Source organism: Bacillus sp. B19-2 (assembly GCF_022832475.1).
Classification (GTDB): Bacteria; Bacillota; Bacilli; order Bacillales; family Bacillaceae; genus Bacillus; species Bacillus paralicheniformis.
This window is the reverse complement of the sequence record NZ_JALHKQ010000001.1, coordinates 799,691-818,344: the sequence shown is the minus strand read 5'-3', so window position 1 is coordinate 818,344 and position 18,654 is coordinate 799,691. Positions and strand designations below refer to the sequence as shown.

Below are 18,654 nucleotides of genomic sequence, written 5' to 3'. Positions count from 1 at the left end.
GTTAAAACTACCCTGCAAAACGGTTTAAATTAGAGAACAGCTCAGTCGCGAATGATAAAATCGTCGACAGCATCCACGGTCCGAAAACGACGAGTCCGACCAAAACGGCGACGATTTTCGGAATGAATGCAAGAGTCTGTTCCTGTATTTGGGTGGTTGCCTGAAAAACGCTGACGATCAGCCCGACGAGAAGAGCGAGCGCCAAAAGCGGCCCGCTGATAAGCAATGTAACGTATACAGCCCTTTCAGCCATCGATATAACAAATTCTGAATTCATGTATTAGCACCTACTCTAAAAGCTTTGCAGCAAAGATTTAACGATTAAATACCAGCCATCTACAAGCACAAACAGCAAAATTTTAAACGGCAGTGAAATCATGACCGGCGGAAGCATCATCATCCCCATCGACATCAAAACACTTGCCACTACCATATCGATAATCAGAAACGGTATAAATATCATAAATCCCATTTGAAACGCGGTTTTCAATTCCGAGATGACAAACGCGGGAACCATCGTTGAAAGCGGAATATCATCGATGGATTCAGGCGTTTCCATCTTTGCATAATTCATAAATAAAGCCAGATCTTTCTGTCTTGTATGCTTGCTCATAAAGGTTTTGATCGGGGCTTCCGCTTTTGTGTAAGCTTCATCCAAGGTGATTTTATTGTTCATTAATGGCGTCAGCGCTTCTTTATTAATCTCTGAAAAAGTCGGTCCCATAATGAAAAATGTCAGGAACAGTGCAAGTCCGATCAGCACCTGGTTTGGGGGCATTGACTGTGTTGCCAGCGATGTCCTGACAAAGGACAAGACGATGACAACCCTTGTGAAACACGTCATCAGGATCAAGATCCCCGGAGCGATCGAAAATACTGTCAAAAGCAGCAAGAGCCGGACGCTGGCGCTGACATTTGCCGCATCGCTTGAATTAAATAAATCCATAAACTCATTCATGTTGATTTTGGCCTTTCTTTCTGCCTTCTGCGCGATTTTGTTTCAGTTCCGCGAGCTGTGCTTTTAACGACTCGGAAAAAGATGCCGTGCCGCTTTGCTTTTGCACACCTGGAACTTTGACTTGATCCATCCATTTCTGCCATTCAATCTTGCTGTTCATCGCAGCTTCATGCTGCGTGAGAATTTCTTTATATTCCTTTTCATCATCGATCTCTTTCAGCAGCTGGATATTCTCGCCGACACCGACGACCAGCACCCTGTTCCCTACTTTAATCAGCTGTACGGACTTGTTTTGTCCGAGCGAAGTTCCGCCGATGTTTTCGACATACTGGAAGGGTTTTAACAGGCGGTTGCGTTTATTCATGAATTTGACCAAAGCATAGATCAGAAAAATGACGAACAGTAACGCGCCGATCATTTTCACAAAATCAAATATGGAAACGGAAGGAGACGGGGGTTCGGCCTCCGCCTCTTCCTTTAGAGAACTTTTTTCCTCGGTTTTGTCTTTGTCTTTTGCTTTTTCTTTCTCTTTGCCCGCACCTTTTTGCTCAAACAGATGGTCAACGGTCTGATCCCCCGATTCCTCTGCGAGAGCCGGAGCGTACGGCAGTACGAGAAAGGCAAATAGACAAAGGCCGGCTATGAAAATAAGAGGTTTCTTAAACAAGTTGTACACCCTTTAGCTTAGCGTTTTATTGATCGCTTCCATGACGCGGTCAGCCTGGAACGGTTTGACGATAAAGTCTTTCGCTCCCGCCTGAATGGCGTCGATAACCATCGATTGCTGGCCCATTGCCGAACACATGATGATTTTTGCCTGCGGATCGATTTCCTTGATTTCTTTAAGAGCCGTGATTCCGTCTTTTTCCGGCATCGTGATATCCATTGTGACGAGATCAGGTGAATGCTCTTTATATTTTTCAACAGCCTGCGCTCCGTCTTGTGCTTCTGCGACGACTTCAAAGCCGTTTTTCACTAAAATGTCTTTAATCATCATTCTCATAAATGCTGCATCATCAACTACTAAAATCTTGTAAGCCATTATTAATCTCTCCAATCAATCTGTTATTATCGTAATTTGCTGATTCGTTCCGCCTGACTTAAAATGTCTGTCACCCTGACGCCAAAGTTTTCGTCGATGACGACGACTTCGCCTTTGGCAACGACACGCTGGTTGACCAGGATGTCGACAGGCTCGCCGGCGAGTTTGTCAAGCTCAATGATACTGCCGGTTGACAGTTCAAGCACCTCTTTGACGCTGCGGTTTGTCCTTCCCAGCTCGACTGTGACGGACAAAGGAATATCCATGAGCATGTCAAGGTTTTGAAGGTGCGGCTGCGCATCAGTCTGAGGGGCAAAGGATTGAAACTCTGCCGGTGCCACCTGCACAGGTTCTGAAACTTTTGCCGTCCCTTGCCGTTTAGGCGCAGGCTCCTGTCTCTGTGTCTGAGCAGGTGCCGGACTCGGACTAGGCGCCGGTTTTTCCTGTACGGGCGGCTGCTTTGCCTCTTCAGTCTGCACTGGCTCTTCTCCGCCGTCCTGATTCGTTAATTCATCGATCAGGTCTTTTGCAAAGGTCAGCGGATAAAGCTGCATAATATGCGAATCGATCAGTTCTCCGACTTTCAGTCTGAAAGATACTTTGACGAGCGGGTCCTCTTTCGGAATTTGCTCTGTTCCTTCCCCTTCATTCACATCAAGGAGGTCAACTTCCGGCGGAGAAATATCAATCTTCTTGCTGAAGACGGTGGACATCGACGTCGCTGCGGATCCCATCATTTGGTTCATCGCTTCCTGAACGGCGCTTAGATGAATTTCGCCAAGCGACGGATCTGCGTTCGTCCCGTCTCCCCCCATCATCAAATCAGCGATGATCGCGGCATCTTCCTGCTTGATGACGAGGAGATTGTTTCCTGAAAAACCTTCCGTATAGCTCACACCGATTGAAACATACGGGTGCGGGAACTCATCATTTAAATGGCTTTTTTCAATCACCGAAACAGTCGGCGTTGTAATTTCGACTTTTTGATTCAATAAAGTGGACAAAGCTGTTGCAGAGCTCCCAAAGGAAATGTTTCCGATTTCCCCGATCGTATCCTGTTCCATCAGGGACAACCCTGATTCCGGCTGCTCTTGAGCCGTATCATCGCCGCCTTTAAGCAGCGCATCAATTTCATCCTGTGATAACCTATTGTTATTCTCCATATTCTTCACCTCTTATGTCGTGATCTAGAATTTGAATCGCAGTCTTTCGATTCATTCGGCCGGCTTGTGCTAGAAATTTCGGTTTATCTCCGACCAAAACAGTAAGAGGTTCTGCTACTGATTTGTCCAAAGTGATACAATCTCCAATTTCTAAATTTAAAAACTCTTCAATGGTTAATTCCGATGATCCGAGTTCTGCGACAATTGGAATTTGCGCCGTCATAATCCGCTTTTCTATCGACTTTGTTTCCTCCGGTTTTGGTTCAATTCTGTCTGATTGCATCCAGTAGTGAACGGAAAGCTTAGGAATGATCGGTTCCAGGACGACGTGCGGGATGCACAGGTTGATAACCCCGCTGATGTCTCCTATTTGCGTGTTCAGCGAAATGACAACGACCGTCTCATTCGGCGATACCATTTGCACAAACTGCGGATTCACTTCAAAATCGGACATTTCCGGCTCGATTTCCGTGATGGATTCCCACGCATCTTTATAATTCGAGAGGCAGCTTTCAAATAAATTGGACATGATTTTCGTCTCAATTTCCGTCATGCTGTCAATTTTGTTGTGGCTCGAACCAATCCCGCCCATCACTCGGTCCATCATCGTATAGGCGATGTTCGGGTTGATCTCCATCATGATTCTTCCTTCAAGAGGGCGAACCTCAAACAGATTGAGGATCGTCATATTCGGAATGGATCTGATGAATTCCTCATAAGGAACCTGATCAACCGAACTGACCGAGATCTGGATATAGGTTCTCAGCTGAGCCGAGAAATAAGTCGTTAGCAGCCTTGCAAAGTTATCGTGAATCCTTGTCAAGCTGCGGATCTGATCCTTTGAAAAGCGGAGCGCCCGTTTAAAGTCATAGACTTTTACTTTTTTAACGGACTCTTCTTTTTTCAGCTCGTCGGCGTCCATTTCACCGGTCGATATCGCTGAAAGCAGTGCATCGATTTCATTTTGGGAGAGTACTTCTCCTGCCATCTGTTTTCACCTCCATGGTTCTGTCATCTATGTTCCTACTGCAGATTAAAGGAGGTAATGTATACAGTTTTCACTTTTCCCTCTTTCATGTAGTTCGTGTTCAGCTTTTCTTTCAGCTGTTCTTTAAATTTTTCTTTTCCTTTTTGTCCTTCAAGCTCATTTGCGTTCGTATTTGCCAAAAGGGAGATGACTGAATCTTTAATTTGGAAATCCCGCTTTTCAAGCTCTTCTTTCGCCTCTTTCGAATCGGTTTCAAGCTTGATTGACAAACGGACCACATTGTCTGATTTTAAGTTTGTCGTGATTTCGGCGACTTCAACTGATGATTCGACCACTTCATCGATCGAAGGTTCTTTCGTTTGATCTTTTTCACTTGCGCTTCCCTTGATGACAAAGAACGCAGCGGTTCCTAACACACCAATTGCCAGAATAATCGTCAGCATAATTCCTAGAAGTTTTTTATTCATTCAGATTCCTCAATTCTTTGGTCACAAGAAAGTATTTGGATTTTTTGATAGAATGACACGATTGTATCCACAACTGTATCTTCATCTTCTTTGACAACAAACTTTTTTCCGTTGGACAGCGTAATTGTCGTATCCGGAAAACATTCAATTTGCTCAATGAATAGCGCGTTCAGAATAAAGGGCTGTCCGTTTAATCGCGTAACTTTGATCATGTGTTATCAAGAGGCGCCTTCACGAGGGCGCCTCCTTCCCTCCTATCGCTTCAGATTGACGAGTTCCTGAAGAATTTCATCAGAGGTTGTAATGATTTTCGCATTGGACTGAAAGCCGCGCTGCGCGATAATCATTTCAGAGAATTCTTCTGAAAGGTCGACGTTCGACATTTCAAGCGCACTCGTTTGAATCTTTCCTGAGCCGCCTTCTCCAGGCACAACGACTTGCGGAGCTCCAGAACTCAATGTTTCGCGGTAAAGGTTGTCTCCCGCTTTTGACAAGCCGGATGTGTTGCTGAATGTCGCAAGCGAGATTTGGCCGGCGGTCTGGTTCTCGTTGTTTTGATCGACATAAGACACCGTTCCGTCAGGTGCGATGCTGAAGCTTTGCGCGTCTTGCGGGATATTGATTCTTCCGTTGTTGGCCGTTAAGACGAACAGTCCGTCAACAGTGACGAGGTCACCTTCATCAGAAAGGTAGAAGTTTCCGGATCTTGTGTAGTATTCTTCTTCTCCTGTTCCAACTCGGAAGTAGCCGTCTCCTGTAATGGTCATGTCAAGCTGGCGGCCTGTTGTTGAAGGCGCTGCGTTTGTGTGAATGATATCGATCGATCCGATCGTTGCACCGAGTCCGACCTGCTGGCCGTTGACAGAGCCGCGGTTTGCAGTAGACGACGACGCACCAGAAAGCTGCTGGCTGACAATATCTTTAAATGTAACCCGGCTTTTCTTATAGCCTGCCGTATTGACATTCGAAATGTTGTTTGCAACAACATCAAGCTTTGTCTGGAAGTTTTTCATTCCGCTGATTCCTGAGTATAGTGAACGTAACATAATTATTCCTCCCTGAATTGTCTGTTTTTATTTGTCAGAATGGCTGACCGCCGTCACATTCCACGGATTGACTTCGGTTCCATCGTCAAGGACAAGCAGATACTGTCCGTCTGAGCTTTTAATTGATTTGACGAGCGCCGTTTTTTCTTCGCTGTCTTCGCCTTCATAGGTGACTTCTTTTCCGATCCAGCTGACATACATCGTCATCGGGTCCTGAAGTCCGACGAACGCCGACATCGTTGAGTTCAGATTCGTTAGTTGCTCAAGGCTTGAAAAGGTCGCCATTTGTGCAATAAATTCACGGTCTTCCATCGGATTTAAGGGGTCTTGGTACTGCAATTGTTTCATGAGCAGTTTCAAAAATTCATCCTTGCCAAGATTGGAGCCGGTCCCTGATTTTTCGGCTTTTTTTGCCTCGGATAAAAAATCGGATGTCGTCGATTTCGTGTTTGTTGTCCCTATGGCAGTTCTTGTATCAATTGAAGTGTCAGGCATTAGATCTCCTCCTCGCTGTCCAGTGATCGAGTCTCGATAAGCTCATCCAGAAACTCCTGAAAATCCTCATTTTCCTGCTCTTTTTGCTGTTCTTGCTTCGGCTGCTGCTGGTTTTTCTGTTCGTCCGCCAGCTGTCCGAAGGTCTGATCGCCGTTTTGAAGCGGCACACCGAAGCGGTCAATTTGTACAGACATGTTGGGCAGCGCCTGTTTAAGGTGCGCGAGATTGTGTTCGAGCAGATCTTTAGCCGACTGGGTCGATGCGATGATTTTGCTCGAAAACATTCCGTGCTGTTTGACGAGCTTGATCGTGATAAAGCCAAGATTTTCAGGATTCAGGCGGATCGTGAAACTGCCTGTCGATCTGCCGAACGGTGTATACTTCATCTGTTTCCATGAGCTGAGAATTTGTTCTGAAAAGCTTTTCGGCTGAGCGGAAGATTCCTCTGCTGCCGAGGTCTGGAGACCTTGGATCAGCACTTCGCCTGTCCGATGATTGGCCAGTACAGAGGATTGAATCGGCTGTTCCTTTTGGCCTTGCTTTCCTTCAGTTTGAATTTCCCTTCCGTTCAAAACAAAGGACAACGGCTTCTCAGAAAGAGAGACATCGGTTTTTTTGCTCATGAGCATTGCCTTCAGTTCGCTTTCCGCCATTTTCCACTCTTTTTGATCCGGTTCAGCATTTGCGTTCATCATCTGTTCCATTACACTTTTCAAGCTTTTCAGCTCGGCGTTTGACATGGACAAAAGCTGCGACTCGCCCGGATTTTTCGTGAAAAATTGACGTTTAAGTTCATCAATCAGCCCCTCTGTTCCCGCCTTTGTCTGAAGAGCGGCGAGAAATTCCGGCGCCTGTTTCAATATTTCTGCGATTTGCGAAGTTTTGAGTGCCGGTTGATTTTCATTTACGATCACAGCGAGCAGCTGCTGAATCTGACCAAGAATTTGCAGGTCAGGCAGTTTCGGCTCTTCTGTCCCGCTTTCGTCGGCAGGCAAAGCTTCAATAGCATCAGTCGTTTTGCCTGATTGTCCAGGCAGAGCGGCATTTTCAAGCAGCTCTTTTATTTGCTGTAACAGCTGATCTGCCAATGCCAGTTCATCCGGAGATGGATTCAGCTCTTCAACATGCTGGAGGGAATTCAGCCAGTCTTCATTGAAGGAGCCGCCTTCATTATTTGAAAGCCATTGCTTCAGTTCATGCAAAAGCCCTTCCAATGACGTGTCCTGAGAAGGCTCTTCTCCCTTTTGAAAAGAGGAAAGTGAGCTGTTTTCCTTTTGGAGCACATTCTGAAAGAGTGCGTCCAGAGGCGTCCTGCTCGTTTTTGCAGTTGCGGTATCCGCCGCAGGCTTGGCATCAAAAGAGATTGCGTCAAAAAGCCTCAAGCTATTCCCCCCCTTCTTTTTTCTTTTCGTTTTTCGCTTCGTTTTTTACAAGCTTTTCGGTGAATACAGCCGCTTTATCAGGAGACATTTTAGAGAGGATCTCAGTCACTTTCTTTTTGCTTAAAGAATCTAAAATGTTGATTGCCTCTTCTTCTTTTAATTCGCTTAAAATTTTTGCAGCTTTATTGCTTTGCATGCTTTCATAAATTTTGACGACTTTTTTTCCGTCTCCTTGACCTTCAGCGTTCTTTTCTTTCTGCTCTTTTTCATCTTTTTCCGTTTTTTCGAGCGAGCTGATTTTTTGTTTCAGCCTTTTAATCTCTTGATCACTCGTTTTCAAGTCACTCGTCAGCGTTTCGATTTCGCTTTTTTGTTCATCGATCGTCTTTTGGAGCTTTTCTGCTTTGTTCTCCTGCTGCTTTGCTGCGTGATCTATGTCCTGATCCTCGCCGTTTTTCACAAGCTCTTTAACGACGGGGATTTTGGAGGCTGCATCCTGGAAATTGACGCCTAAAAGCCACATGCCGACAAACGCTACAACGATTAAAAAGATCAGCGGAATGACGATGACAAATAAAAATGTCTGAAATTTACCGGCTTTTTTTTCTTCGGCCATCGTTTTTCTACCCCTAGCTTCCTTGAGTTATGTACTGGGCAATGGAGATATCGTCCATTTCCTTTAACTCATTTGCTTTGTTTTGCAGCGAATACATTTCAAACTGCTTTTCTTTCATTTTTTCAAATTTTTTCAGCTCGATATTTTTTTCCGTCAGATCGTGCTGTTTTTCATTCATTTCATTTCTCTTCATCATGACGAGCTTTTGATAATGGAAGATCGTCGTTTCAAGATTTGTGACAAATTGCTGATAATGCCGCATTTCCTGAACGCTCATTCCCGTCTGCATCTTGATTTCCTTGTTTTTTTCTAGCGTTTCTTTTTGGTTCATGCTTTCATACAGCTTTTCCGCGACCTTTTCGAATTCGGAAACTGAGTGCTGATATTCAGCGAATGATTGGTCTTTTTCATTTTCTTTAAGCTCGAGGAGCTTTTGAAATTTAAATGAATAAGCCATTCTTAATCCTCTCTTCCTGTAAGACTCTTTAATAAAGAAATGCTCTCTTCCAGCGACGCCGCTTCATCCACTTCCTGCTTGAGGAAGCTGATCAGCTTTGGATGGAATTGTATGGCCTCATCAATTTCTCTGGAAGACCCTTTTTTATAAGCTCCTATGTTGATCAGGTCCTCTGAGTTTTGATAGGTTGACAGCATTTCCCTGAACCGGTTCGCTGCTCTTATATGGTCTTTCCCGGCGATATTTGACATCACCCTGCTGATGCTTTTTAAAATGTTAACTGCCGGAAACTGGCCTTTATTCGCAAGGCTCCGGTCAAGAACGATATGACCGTCCAAGATTCCCCTGACAGTATCGGCGATCGGTTCATTCATATCATCACCGTCGACAAGAACCGTATAGAAAGCAGTGATTGACCCGTTTTCCGTCGTTCCTGTTCGTTCTAAGAGCTTAGGTAAAATAGCGAACACTGAGGGTGTATAACCTTTCGTCGTCGGCGGTTCGCCTGTCGCCAGGCCGATTTCCCTCTGAGCCATGGCGACCCTTGTCACCGAGTCCATCATGAACATCACGTTTTGTCCTTTGTCGCGGAAGTACTCGGCAATCGCTGTTGCTGTATAGGCCGCTTTCAGCCGCATCAATGCCGGCTGGTCAGATGTAGCCACTACAACGATCGTGCGCTTCAGCCCTTCTTCGCCGAGATCTTTCTCAATGAACTCTCTGACTTCCCGGCCCCGCTCTCCGACAAGAGCGATGACATTCAAGTCTGCGGCCGTCTCTCTTGCAATCATGCCCATGAGCGTGCTTTTTCCGACGCCGCTTCCGGCGAATATCCCGACACGCTGTCCTTTTCCGACGGTCAGCAGACTGTCGATTGATCTGACGCCGACCGCCATTTTTTCTCTGATCGGCGGCCTTTTCATCGGATTAGGCGGCGCCTGGTCTGTCGAAACTTGAGCCAGACCTTTTGGAAGCGCGCTGCCGTCGAGCGGATTGCCGAATGCATCGACAACTTGCCCGATCAAGCCGGAGCCGACTTTGACTCTGAGCGATTCGCCCGTCGCTTCGACAATGCTGCCGGGTGCAATATTGGCCGCTTCCAAATATGGCATCAGAAGAATATTTTGGTCTTTGAAGCCGACGACCTCAGCTTTGATGGCCTTTGGCCCGTCACCTTTTGTATAGATTTTGCAGACATCGCCGATTGAGCATTCAGGTCCTTTGGATTCAATCATCAGGCCGACCGCTTGTTTGACTTTTCCGTATCGTTTGTAGGAGTCTGCGGTTTCTATACATTCAAGCAGCTGCTCGAGCATCACTGGACAACACCTGCCGTTTCAAGCAGGCTGAGCAGTTTTTGTTTCAGCTGCTGTAATTGAGTGTCGATTCCTGCATCGATTCTTCCGAAAGCCGTTTCAACATAGCACGTTCCTTTCGGCGCTTTTTCATCGGCGTATATCGCAAGATGTGCGCCATATTGGAGGAGCTGCTCAAGTTCGTTTTTGTGGCTTTGAACCTCCGTGTAATACTCCGGATCCACATAGACGGCAATATCATCGAACTCCTTCATTTCGGACAGCACCTGTTTGACGAGGGCTGAAAAAGCTTCTTTGTCGTCAGCCTTTTGATTCCAAACTTTTTTAGCCAGCGTCACGGCAAGTTCGACAATTTCTTCGGAAGATTGTTCGATTTTTTCTTCATAGTCACGCCTCGCCGCTCTGACGATGGCGTTGGCTTCATCCAAATAGGATTGATAAGTGCTTTGAGCCTCGGCCTTTCCCTGTTCAAACCCCGTTTGAAAGCCTTCTTGTTTCGCCTGGTCTATCAGTGCTTCGCGTTCTGTTTCCCAGCTTATCCTTTCCTCTTCGATTTGCCGTCTGACCTGTTCGAGTTCAGCGCTCGCTTTTTCGTATATTTTCCCGGCTTCCTGTCTGGCATGATCGAGGAGGAATTCCGGATCCTGTCCGGTATCAAGTTCGGTTTCTGTTTCAGGAAGTTTGACTTCTTTTAATGAAATCGTCCGCCTTTCTTTTGGCGGTATTGATGATAATCGCTGTTTAATAATGTTAGACAATGATATCATCTCCTCCGCCTCTGGCGATTACGATCTCACCTGCTTCTTCAAGTCTTCGGATGACGCTTACGATTCTGGATTGAGCTTCTTCTACGTCACGCAGACGTACAGGACCCATGAATTCCATTTCTTCTTTAAATGTTTCAGCCATACGCTGCGACATATTGCTGAAGACGATGTCTTTGACCTCTTCGCTGGCCACTTTGAGAGAGAGAAGCAGATCGTCGTTTTCCACATCGCGGATAACCCTTTGAATGGCACGGTTATCAAGCGTAACGATATCTTCAAAGACAAACATCCGCTTTTTAATCTCGTCGGCAAGCTCAGGATCCTGGATTTCAAGGGCGTCAAGGATCGTTTTCTCCGTACCTCTGTCAACTCCGTTCAACACTTCGACAACGGCTTCGATGCCGCCGGTCTGCGTGTAATCCTGAGTGAATGTGGAGGATAGCTTTTGCTCCAGAATCTGTTCGACTTCATTGATGATCTCCGGCGACGTCCTGTCCATGACAGCGATCCGTCTTGCAACCTCTGCCTGCACATCCTGATTCAGCTCTGACAATATCTGACCGGATTGCACGGGATCGAGATAAGACAGAATCAATGCGATCGTCTGCGGATGCTCATGCTGGATAAAGTTCAGAATCTGCTCAGGGTCCGCTTTTCTGGCAAAATCGAACGGTCTGACTTGAAGAGACGATGTCAGCCTGTTGATGATGCTGGCGGCTTTGTCTTCGCCGAGCGCTTTGTCAAGCACCTGCTTGGCGTAGTGAATGCCACCTTGTGATATATATTCTTGAGCAACAGCCGTTTCATGAAATTCCTGAATAATTTCGTCTTTTTTCTCTGGTGATACAGCTCTGACATTTGATATTTCAAGCGTCAGCCTTTCGATTTCTTCATCTGTTAAATGCTTGTAAACGGAAGCTGACACATCAAGCCCTAAGGATATCATGAGAATGGCCGCTTTTTGTTTGCCTGTAAGCCTGTCTTGTTTCATTTTTGCCATTTCAATACTCCTCCTAATCCTCGGTTAGCCAGCTGCGCAGCAATTTGGCGAATTCTTCAGGCTTATCTTTCGCCATTTTTTCAAGCTGTTTTCGTCTGACAGTTTCTTCTGTCTCTTTTTCATTGTTCACATCAGCAACACGAATCGGTTCCTGAGGCGTTTCATACCAGTCTTCCTCGTATTCGTCATCTCTATTTTTACGTCTTCTGACAAGCCAGATGATGAGGCCGATTACAGCAACAAGCGCTGCTCCGCCTGCGATGTAAATCCACATCGGTATGCCGCCTGTTTCCGTTCCTTCATCGATTGTCTGCTTGCCGTCGAACGATTGGACAGAAACAACGATTTTATTTTCAATATCCTCATCTGTCAGCGGCTCTTCTTCATACTTCTTGTCGATCGATGTTTTCACAATGGTTGAGAGGATTTTTTTAATATCATCTTCTCTTTCAGCGGGCAGTGACTGCGGGTTCTTCGCATCAGGCGGTTCAACCATGACCTGGACGCCCAGATCTCTGATTTTGTACGGACTTTCGGCGATTTCTTTATGGATTTTGTTGACTTCATTGTTGATTCGTTCTTCGCTTTTCTCGTAGTCTCCGTTGCCTGTTCCGCCTTCTGTCTCCGCATAGTTTGTCACATCGTTTTCACCTGTTCCGTTGACGCCTCCCGCTTGTGCTCCCTGTCCGGAATACGTTTCACTGACGCGCTCTGCGCTGACCGTGATCCCTTCCATATTTTCTTTATCGACAGGTTCAACCAGGTCTTCCGTCCTGTTTTCTTTTGTGAAGTCGATGTCGGATGTGACGGATACGACCACTTTATCCTGTCCCATCATCGTGCCGAGCATGGTTTGAATTTGTCTTTGCAGGTCCTTTTCGATCTGAGCTTTGACTTGTCTTTGTGAAGAGTAGCTGTCAGCGTATGAACCTGAATCTTTGCCGGTTTGATCGTAATACGTGGAGTTTTGATCCATGATCACGATGTTTTCCGGGTCAAGGTTCGGCACGCTTTTCGATACGAGATGATAAAGGCCGTTGATTTCATTTTGATCAAGCGTGTGGCCGGGTTTCACCTGGAGAACAATCGAAGCGGATGCTTCCGGCTTTTCCTCTCCGACAAAGACGGATTCCTTCGGCAGATTAATCATAACCTTCGAATCTTTAATCCCGTCTATTCCTTTGATGAGGTTGGTAAGCTCGGTTTGCGTCGCTTTCACTTTCAATACGTCAAATTCGTTGTCCGTCATACCGAAACCGGCATTTTGACCAAAGAACGAATAATCGATGCTTCCGCTTTTCGGAAGACCCTCTGCCGCAAGATCGACTTTCAGCCCGTCGACTTTTTCTTCCGGAACCTTGATGACTGAACCGTCAGCTGCAACCTCAGATGGAACACCTTTTTCATCGAGCACTTTTTTGATTTGGCCGGTTTCTTCAGCTGACAAATCCTTATAGAGCGGCACCATTTTATTTGACGAAGCAACAATTCCAATGATGATTGACAGGATCACTGCCAGAGCGACAATGCCGATCATCAAAAACTTCTGCAGCTTTGATCTGTTTTTCCAAAAATCAGTTATTTTCGTTTTAATTTGCAATAAAGTACGATTCATCTTACTCCCCCGGTAGTTACACTAATTCTCTTCGCTTTCAGACTCCTTTCTTACATTTGCATTCTCATGATTTCCTGATAAGCTTCAACCGCTTTGTTGCGGAATTCCGTCGCAGCCGTCAATGTAATATTTGCCTTCTGGGCTGCAACCATCACTTCATCAAGGTTGACATCCTGACCGAGAGCAAGCGCGTTTGTCAGTTTATCAGATTCATTTTGAGATTGGTTCAAAGCATTGATAGAATCTTTCAGCACGTTGGAAAAGCTGACTTGGTTCTCTGAACCATCCTGCTTGTTCGTGATCTGATGTGTTGCATTCGTTCCCGCCTGCACGGATTGAACTCCAAATGGAGAGATTCCATTAACCATTCGTGTCATCACCCTACTTTCCGATTTCTAGTGCTTTCATCAGCATTCCTTTTGTCGCGTTCATCGCTGTGACATTCGCTTCATATGATCTTGTGCTGCCCATTAAATCAACCATCTCTTTTAGCGGATCGACATTCGGCATCTGCACGTATCCGTCTTCGTTTGCGTCGGGATGCGTCGGATCATAAACGAGTTTAAACGGTGTTTTGTCTTCGCTGATCTTGGTCACCTTTACCCCTTCACCGACTCTCGCCGATGCATTCATCGATGATTGGAGCACGGATGAAAAAGATTCGCCTTTCGGAGCCGTCGATACAAGCTTTCTTCTATACGGCTGCCACTGTCCGTCGACCAGCTTCGCTCTCGTTGTATCCATGTTTGCCAGGTTGGAAGAAACGGTATCCATCCTGACTCTCTGTGCAGTCAACGCCGAAGCTGAAATGTTGATGCTATTGAATACCCCCATTATTTACCTCCTGTAATCGCGGTCCGCAGTGAGTTGAATTTGCCGCTTATTCTTTCAACGAGCGCTTGATACTGGATTTGATTTTTCGCCATTTCACTCATTTCCTGATCAACGTCCACGTTGTTCCCGTTTTCTTGATAACTTGTATTCTTTCTCGACACAACTGAATAATTTGACTCATTCCCTTTGAAGTCAATGTGTCTATAGTCTGTTTTTATAGCGTTAATTCGGGAGGACTCCTCATTCAGCACATTTTTGAAGGATACGTTTTTCGCCTTGTAGTTCGGTGTATCTACATTGGCCAGATTGTTCGTTATGACTTTTTGCTTAATGTTCGCTTGATTCAAGGCTCCCTCTAGTCTATGTATTGTTCCTGAAAATATATCCATCGCCAAATACCTCCAATCTTTTTCCATCTGTCTTAAAATCTTGTCGAGAATTGTAAAAACCATAAGCCTATTGTAAGGAATAATAGGCTTAAAGTCTATGATCTGGGCGCAAAAAAAAATCGTAAGAAATATCTATTTTACGAATAGGTATTTTGACCTAGATTATAAGAACTATGTAATGTTACGTTTGTTAAAGTTTCAAAACATTATGTTAATATATTTTTTATTCGAGTAACGTATTGATTCAGCACCGCGTTTTAGTTGTTTTCTGATATGGAAAAATTACGATAATATAGTTTAAAACGTGAAATAAAAAAAGCCGCAGAACGGCATGTTCTGCGGCTTTCACCTTTTAATGAGACTTTAGTTTTTCTAATTCCATTAAAAATTTGTTGTTCAGCACTTTAATGTATGTGCCTTTCATCCCTAATGACCTTGATTCAATGACACCGGCGCTTTCAAGTTTGCGCAGCGCATTGACAATGACCGAGCGGGTGATGCCGACGCGGTCTGCAATTTTACTTGCGACAAGCAGGCCTTCATTTCCGTCAAGCTCTTCAAAAATATGTTCAATTGCTTCAAGCTCGCTGTAAGATAATGAACTGATCGCCATTTGAACGACCGCTTTGCTGCGGGCTTCCTCTTCGATCTCTTCAGCTTTCTCTCGGAGAATTTCCATTCCTACGACCGTTGCGCCATATTCGGCTAGGATCAGATCGTCATCCTCGAATTTCTCCTGAAGGCGGGACAGAATCAAGGTGCCGAGTCTTTCGCCTCCTCCGATGATCGGAACGACTGTGGTCAGACCCGCTTGGAACAAATCGCGGTTTTCCACAGGGAAAGCCGTATATTCGCTGTTAATGTCAAGGTTAGATGAAGTTTCCGGAATGTTGAACAGACTTTTTGTGTAGTCTTCAGGAAACTGGCGCTCTTCAAGCATTTTTTTCATCCGGTCATTTTCGATCTGCTGGTTGATCGAGAAACCGAGAAGCTTTCCTCTGCGGCTGACGACGAAAATGTTCGAATCAATCACATCGCGAAGCGTTTCGGCCATTTCTTTAAAATTAACCGGCTTCCCTGCCGCATTTTGCAGCATTGCATTAATCTTTCTTGTTTTTTGTAATAAAGCCATAATAAATTGATCCTCCTAAATTACTCTTATTTAATTGTTTATAAAATAAACTGGCTTAAATCCTTATTCTTAGCGATCGAACCGAGCTTTTCTTCAACATATTGAGGCGTGATGACAACTTCCTCCATCGTCACATCCGGAGCCTCGAATGACAGTTCTTCCAAAAGCCGTTCCAAAATGGTGTGAAGCCTTCTCGCCCCGATATTGTCTGTGTCCTGGTTCACATGATAAGCCACTTCTGCAATCTTACGAATAGCATCGTCAGAAAATTCAAGAGATATACCTTCCGTCTTCAATAAAGCCTTATACTGCTTTAGAAGAGCGTTGTCAGGCTCAGTTAAGATTTTCACAAAATCATCGATGCTCAGCTTTTGAAGTTCAACGCGGATCGGAAAGCGTCCCTGCAGCTCCGGAATTAGATCTGAAGGCTTCGCCATATGGAATGCACCTGCAGCGATGAACAGCACGTGATCCGTTTTAACCGCACCGTACTTTGTCATGACGGTAGAGCCTTCTACAATCGGAAGAATATCGCGCTGCACACCCTCTCTTGAGACGTCGGCCGATGAAGAAGCACCGCTCTTTTTGGCGATTTTATCGATCTCATCGATAAAGATGATTCCCGACTGTTCGGCTCTTAGAACAGCTTCCTGGGCAGCTTCGTCCATATCGATGAGCTTTGCCGCTTCTTCATTCGTCAGCACTTTTCGCGCTTCCCTGACCGTAAGCTTGCGGCGCTTTTTCTTTTTCGGCATCAGGCTGCTGAGCGCATCCTGCATGTTCATGCCCATCTGTTCCATACCCGAGCCTTGGAGCATATCAAACATGGACGGCTGCTGCTCCTCGACCTCAACGGTGACATAATGGTCTTCAAGCTCGCCGAGAGCAAGCTGATGTGCAATCCGCTTCCGGTTGTTTTCGATATCCGTGTCTTCATGCTTTTCCGCTTCATTCGTCTCTTGATCCTGATTTCCGCCAAACAGCATTTCAAAAGGATTTTTCGCACCCGTCTGTTTTTTTCTTCCCGGTACAAGCAGGCGGACGAGGCGTTTATTTGCGTTTTCTTCGGCGATGCCTTTCACTTCGTTCATTTTTTCCTCTTTGACGAGGCGGATTGACGTTTCCACAAGATCCCTGACCATCGATTCAACATCTCTGCCCACATAACCGACTTCCGTGAACTTCGTCGCTTCGATTTTGACGAACGGAGCGCCGACGAGCTTCGCGATTCGTCTTGCAATCTCGGTTTTTCCCACACCTGTCGGACCCATCATCAATATGTTTTTCGGAACGATTTCTTCGCGCAGTTTTTCATCAAGAAGACTTCTTCTGTAGCGGTTCCTCAATGCTACGGCGACCGCTTTTTTCGCATCGAGCTGGCCGACGATGTATTGATCAAGCCTTTCGACGATCTTCCTAGGAGTCAGCGGCTTTTTTTCCATATGCCTCATATCCTTTCTATTCAAGTTCTTCTACAATGATCTGATCGTTCGTATACACACAGATTTCGCCCGCGGTTTCAAGTGAGGCCCTCGCAATCGCTCTTGCGTCAAGCTGGCTGCCTGCATGACGTTTCAGCGCCCTTCCGGCTGCCAGGGCGTAGTTTCCGCCTGAGCCGATCGCCAAAATGCCGTCGTCAGGTTCAATCACCTCGCCTGTTCCGGAAACGAGCAGCATGCTGTCAGCATTCATGACGATCAGCATCGCCTCAAGCTTTCTGAGGACTTTATCGCTTCGCCACTCTTTTGCAAGCTCGACTGCCGCCCGCTGCAAATTGCCGTTGTACTCTTCAAGCTTCGCTTCAAACATTTCAAAGAGCGTGAAAGCGTCCGCAACTGAACCGGCAAAGCCAGCAATGACTTTCCCGTTGAAGAGCTTTCTTACCTTTCTAGCGGTATGCTTCATGACGACAGCCTGACCGAACGTAACCTGGCCGTCTCCCGCCATCGCGCTTTTTCCGTTGTGCTGGACGGCAAATATCGTCGTTGCGTGAAAAGATGACATAAAAGAACCTCCTTTATTTCCCTTTATGTGCCCGAGGGTGATGAGACATATATGTCTTTCTGAGCATATCTTTAGATACATGCGTATACACCTGGGTTGAAGAAAGGTTTGAATGCCCAAGCAGTTCCTGAACGCTCCTGAGATCCGCACCCTCATTTAACAAATGGGTGGCAAAAGTATGGCGGAGCATATGCGGATGTATATGTAATGTACCCGAAGTCTTTTTGACCAGTTCTCCCAAAATGTAACGAACCCCCCTCGGGGTTAAGGGCCCGCCCCTTTGATTCAAAAAAATAAAAGGGCAGGGCTCTTTCGCTTTTAACAGAAGGATGCGTCTTCCATTTTGCAAATACAGATCCAAAGCCTCCCGGGCGAATGAACCAAATGGAATATACCTTTGCTTCCTGCCTTTCCCGTGAACCAAAACCGTATCTAAAAACAGATCCAAATCAGATTCCTTCAGGCTGCAAAGTTCGCTTACCCGCATGCCTGTTGCGTAAAGAAGTTCCAAGAGCGCCTGATTTCTTTGGCCGAGCGGTGTACTCAAGTCCGAAACCTCAAACAGTTCTTCAAGTTCTTTTTCATATAAAAACTTTGGAATCCGTTTATCCTGTTTCGGAAGACTGACAAGCAGAAACGGGTTTTCTTTTACCATCTTTTCCCTTAATAAAAATTTATAGAAGCTTCGCAGAGCCGAAATTTTCTTGCTGATCGTCCTGCGAGTAAGCCCTTTTTCATGCGCTTCCGTCAAGAAAATCCTCACATCCGGATAAGTCACGTCTTCAAAACCTTTTATGCCCTGAACTTGTAAAAAGCGTTCAAAGTCTTCAATGGAAGAAATGTAACCCACAATTGTATATTTTGAATAATTCTTTTCTATTTGTAAATATTCAATGAATAAAGTTAAAAAATTCTTAACATTTGCCATCATTACACCTCTTCGAAAAGGGCTTTTAAATGTTATCACATAACAAGTTCATCTG

Annotated in this window: 24 protein-coding genes; all 24 read right to left on the bottom strand. The window is 45.5% G+C overall.

Features of this window, described 5'->3' with window-relative positions; translation table 11 throughout:
• Nucleotides 1-7: 7 nt before the first annotated feature.
• Nucleotides 8-277: a flagellar biosynthesis protein FliQ gene (gene fliQ / locus MST20_RS04265; RefSeq protein WP_003181801.1), complete on the bottom strand. Its 270-nt coding sequence runs from the start codon at nucleotides 275-277 to the stop codon at nucleotides 8-10.
• A gap of 15 nt (nucleotides 278-292) precedes the next feature.
• A complete protein-coding gene (fliP, locus tag MST20_RS04260; RefSeq protein WP_043926382.1) occupies nucleotides 293-958 on the bottom strand; it encodes a flagellar type III secretion system pore protein FliP in 666 nt (221 codons plus the stop codon).
• The gene (gene fliZ / locus MST20_RS04255; protein ID WP_025811387.1) at nucleotides 951-1,625 is read right to left on the bottom strand and encodes a flagella biosynthesis regulatory protein FliZ; all 675 of its coding nucleotides are present in this window, start codon (nucleotides 1,623-1,625) and stop codon (nucleotides 951-953) included. The genes fliP and fliZ overlap by 8 nt, the downstream gene beginning before the upstream one ends.
• A gap of 12 nt (nucleotides 1,626-1,637) precedes the next feature.
• Nucleotides 1,638-2,000 (bottom strand): response regulator, encoded by a 363-nt coding sequence (locus tag MST20_RS04250; protein WP_003181796.1) that lies wholly within the window; start codon nucleotides 1,998-2,000, stop codon nucleotides 1,638-1,640.
• 26 nt (nucleotides 2,001-2,026) lie between these two features.
• On the bottom strand, nucleotides 2,027-3,163 hold the full coding sequence (fliY, locus tag MST20_RS04245; RefSeq protein ID WP_065644138.1) for a flagellar motor switch phosphatase FliY: 1,137 nt from the start codon (nucleotides 3,161-3,163) through the stop codon (nucleotides 2,027-2,029).
• Nucleotides 3,153-4,151, bottom strand: coding sequence for a flagellar motor switch protein FliM (fliM, locus tag MST20_RS04240; protein ID WP_065644137.1), 999 nt, complete (start codon nucleotides 4,149-4,151; stop codon nucleotides 3,153-3,155). Before fliM ends, fliY begins: the two co-directional genes overlap by 11 nt.
• 35 nt (nucleotides 4,152-4,186) lie before the next feature.
• Nucleotides 4,187-4,618: a flagellar basal body-associated protein FliL gene (gene fliL, locus MST20_RS04235; protein WP_243940306.1), complete on the bottom strand. Its 432-nt coding sequence runs from the start codon at nucleotides 4,616-4,618 to the stop codon at nucleotides 4,187-4,189.
• Nucleotides 4,615-4,830, bottom strand: a complete 216-nt coding sequence (swrD, locus tag MST20_RS04230; RefSeq protein WP_003181786.1) for a swarming motility protein SwrD — start codon at nucleotides 4,828-4,830, stop codon at nucleotides 4,615-4,617. The genes fliL and swrD overlap by 4 nt, the downstream gene beginning before the upstream one ends.
• A gap of 42 nt (nucleotides 4,831-4,872) precedes the next feature.
• Complete coding sequence (gene flgG, locus MST20_RS04225; RefSeq protein ID WP_075752825.1) at nucleotides 4,873-5,664, bottom strand: flagellar basal body rod protein FlgG; 792 nt, start codon at nucleotides 5,662-5,664, stop codon at nucleotides 4,873-4,875.
• Between the two features lie 27 nt (nucleotides 5,665-5,691).
• Nucleotides 5,692-6,159 (bottom strand): flagellar hook assembly protein FlgD, encoded by a 468-nt coding sequence (gene flgD / locus MST20_RS04220; RefSeq protein ID WP_243940304.1) that lies wholly within the window; start codon nucleotides 6,157-6,159, stop codon nucleotides 5,692-5,694.
• Nucleotides 6,159-7,541 (bottom strand): flagellar hook-length control protein FliK, encoded by a 1,383-nt coding sequence (locus MST20_RS04215; RefSeq protein WP_243940302.1) that lies wholly within the window; start codon nucleotides 7,539-7,541, stop codon nucleotides 6,159-6,161. The genes flgD and MST20_RS04215 overlap by 1 nt, the downstream gene beginning before the upstream one ends.
• A 1-nt stretch (nucleotide 7,542) precedes the next feature.
• Nucleotides 7,543-8,157 (bottom strand): MotE family protein, encoded by a 615-nt coding sequence (locus MST20_RS04210; RefSeq protein WP_243940300.1) that lies wholly within the window; start codon nucleotides 8,155-8,157, stop codon nucleotides 7,543-7,545.
• Between the two features lie 13 nt (nucleotides 8,158-8,170).
• The gene (fliJ, locus tag MST20_RS04205; protein ID WP_243940298.1) at nucleotides 8,171-8,614 is read right to left on the bottom strand and encodes a flagellar export protein FliJ; all 444 of its coding nucleotides are present in this window, start codon (nucleotides 8,612-8,614) and stop codon (nucleotides 8,171-8,173) included.
• A gap of 2 nt (nucleotides 8,615-8,616) precedes the next feature.
• Nucleotides 8,617-9,930 (bottom strand): flagellar protein export ATPase FliI, encoded by a 1,314-nt coding sequence (gene fliI, locus MST20_RS04200; RefSeq protein ID WP_065644130.1) that lies wholly within the window; start codon nucleotides 9,928-9,930, stop codon nucleotides 8,617-8,619.
• A complete protein-coding gene (gene fliH, locus MST20_RS04195; RefSeq protein WP_243940296.1) occupies nucleotides 9,930-10,697 on the bottom strand; it encodes a flagellar assembly protein FliH in 768 nt (255 codons plus the stop codon). The genes fliI and fliH overlap by 1 nt, the downstream gene beginning before the upstream one ends.
• On the bottom strand, nucleotides 10,681-11,697 hold the full coding sequence (gene fliG / locus MST20_RS04190) for a flagellar motor switch protein FliG (RefSeq protein ID WP_043926372.1): 1,017 nt from the start codon (nucleotides 11,695-11,697) through the stop codon (nucleotides 10,681-10,683). Before fliG ends, fliH begins: the two co-directional genes overlap by 17 nt.
• A gap of 13 nt (nucleotides 11,698-11,710) precedes the next feature.
• Nucleotides 11,711-13,312 (bottom strand): flagellar basal-body MS-ring/collar protein FliF, encoded by a 1,602-nt coding sequence (fliF, locus tag MST20_RS04185; RefSeq protein ID WP_243940294.1) that lies wholly within the window; start codon nucleotides 13,310-13,312, stop codon nucleotides 11,711-11,713.
• 50 nt (nucleotides 13,313-13,362) lie between these two features.
• On the bottom strand, nucleotides 13,363-13,680 hold the full coding sequence (gene fliE, locus MST20_RS04180; protein WP_243940292.1) for a flagellar hook-basal body complex protein FliE: 318 nt from the start codon (nucleotides 13,678-13,680) through the stop codon (nucleotides 13,363-13,365).
• A 13-nt stretch (nucleotides 13,681-13,693) separates the two neighbouring features.
• Nucleotides 13,694-14,146: a flagellar basal body rod protein FlgC gene (gene flgC, locus MST20_RS04175; protein ID WP_020451388.1), complete on the bottom strand. Its 453-nt coding sequence runs from the start codon at nucleotides 14,144-14,146 to the stop codon at nucleotides 13,694-13,696.
• The gene (flgB, locus tag MST20_RS04170) at nucleotides 14,146-14,535 is read right to left on the bottom strand and encodes a flagellar basal body rod protein FlgB (RefSeq protein ID WP_243940290.1); all 390 of its coding nucleotides are present in this window, start codon (nucleotides 14,533-14,535) and stop codon (nucleotides 14,146-14,148) included. The genes flgC and flgB overlap by 1 nt, the downstream gene beginning before the upstream one ends.
• Before the next feature lie 352 nt (nucleotides 14,536-14,887).
• Complete coding sequence (gene codY, locus MST20_RS04165; RefSeq protein WP_003181756.1) at nucleotides 14,888-15,667, bottom strand: GTP-sensing pleiotropic transcriptional regulator CodY; 780 nt, start codon at nucleotides 15,665-15,667, stop codon at nucleotides 14,888-14,890.
• Nucleotides 15,668-15,705: 38 nt separating this feature from the next.
• Nucleotides 15,706-17,109, bottom strand: a complete 1,404-nt coding sequence (gene hslU, locus MST20_RS04160) for an HslU--HslV peptidase ATPase subunit (RefSeq protein WP_243940288.1) — start codon at nucleotides 17,107-17,109, stop codon at nucleotides 15,706-15,708.
• Between the two features lie 16 nt (nucleotides 17,110-17,125).
• Entirely contained in the window at nucleotides 17,126-17,671 is a 546-nt protein-coding gene (gene hslV, locus MST20_RS04155) for an ATP-dependent protease subunit HslV (protein WP_243940286.1), read from the bottom strand.
• 13 nt (nucleotides 17,672-17,684) lie between these two features.
• Nucleotides 17,685-18,599, bottom strand: coding sequence for a tyrosine recombinase XerC (gene xerC / locus MST20_RS04150; RefSeq protein WP_020451383.1), 915 nt, complete (start codon nucleotides 18,597-18,599; stop codon nucleotides 17,685-17,687).
• Nucleotides 18,600-18,654 lie beyond the last annotated feature (55 nt).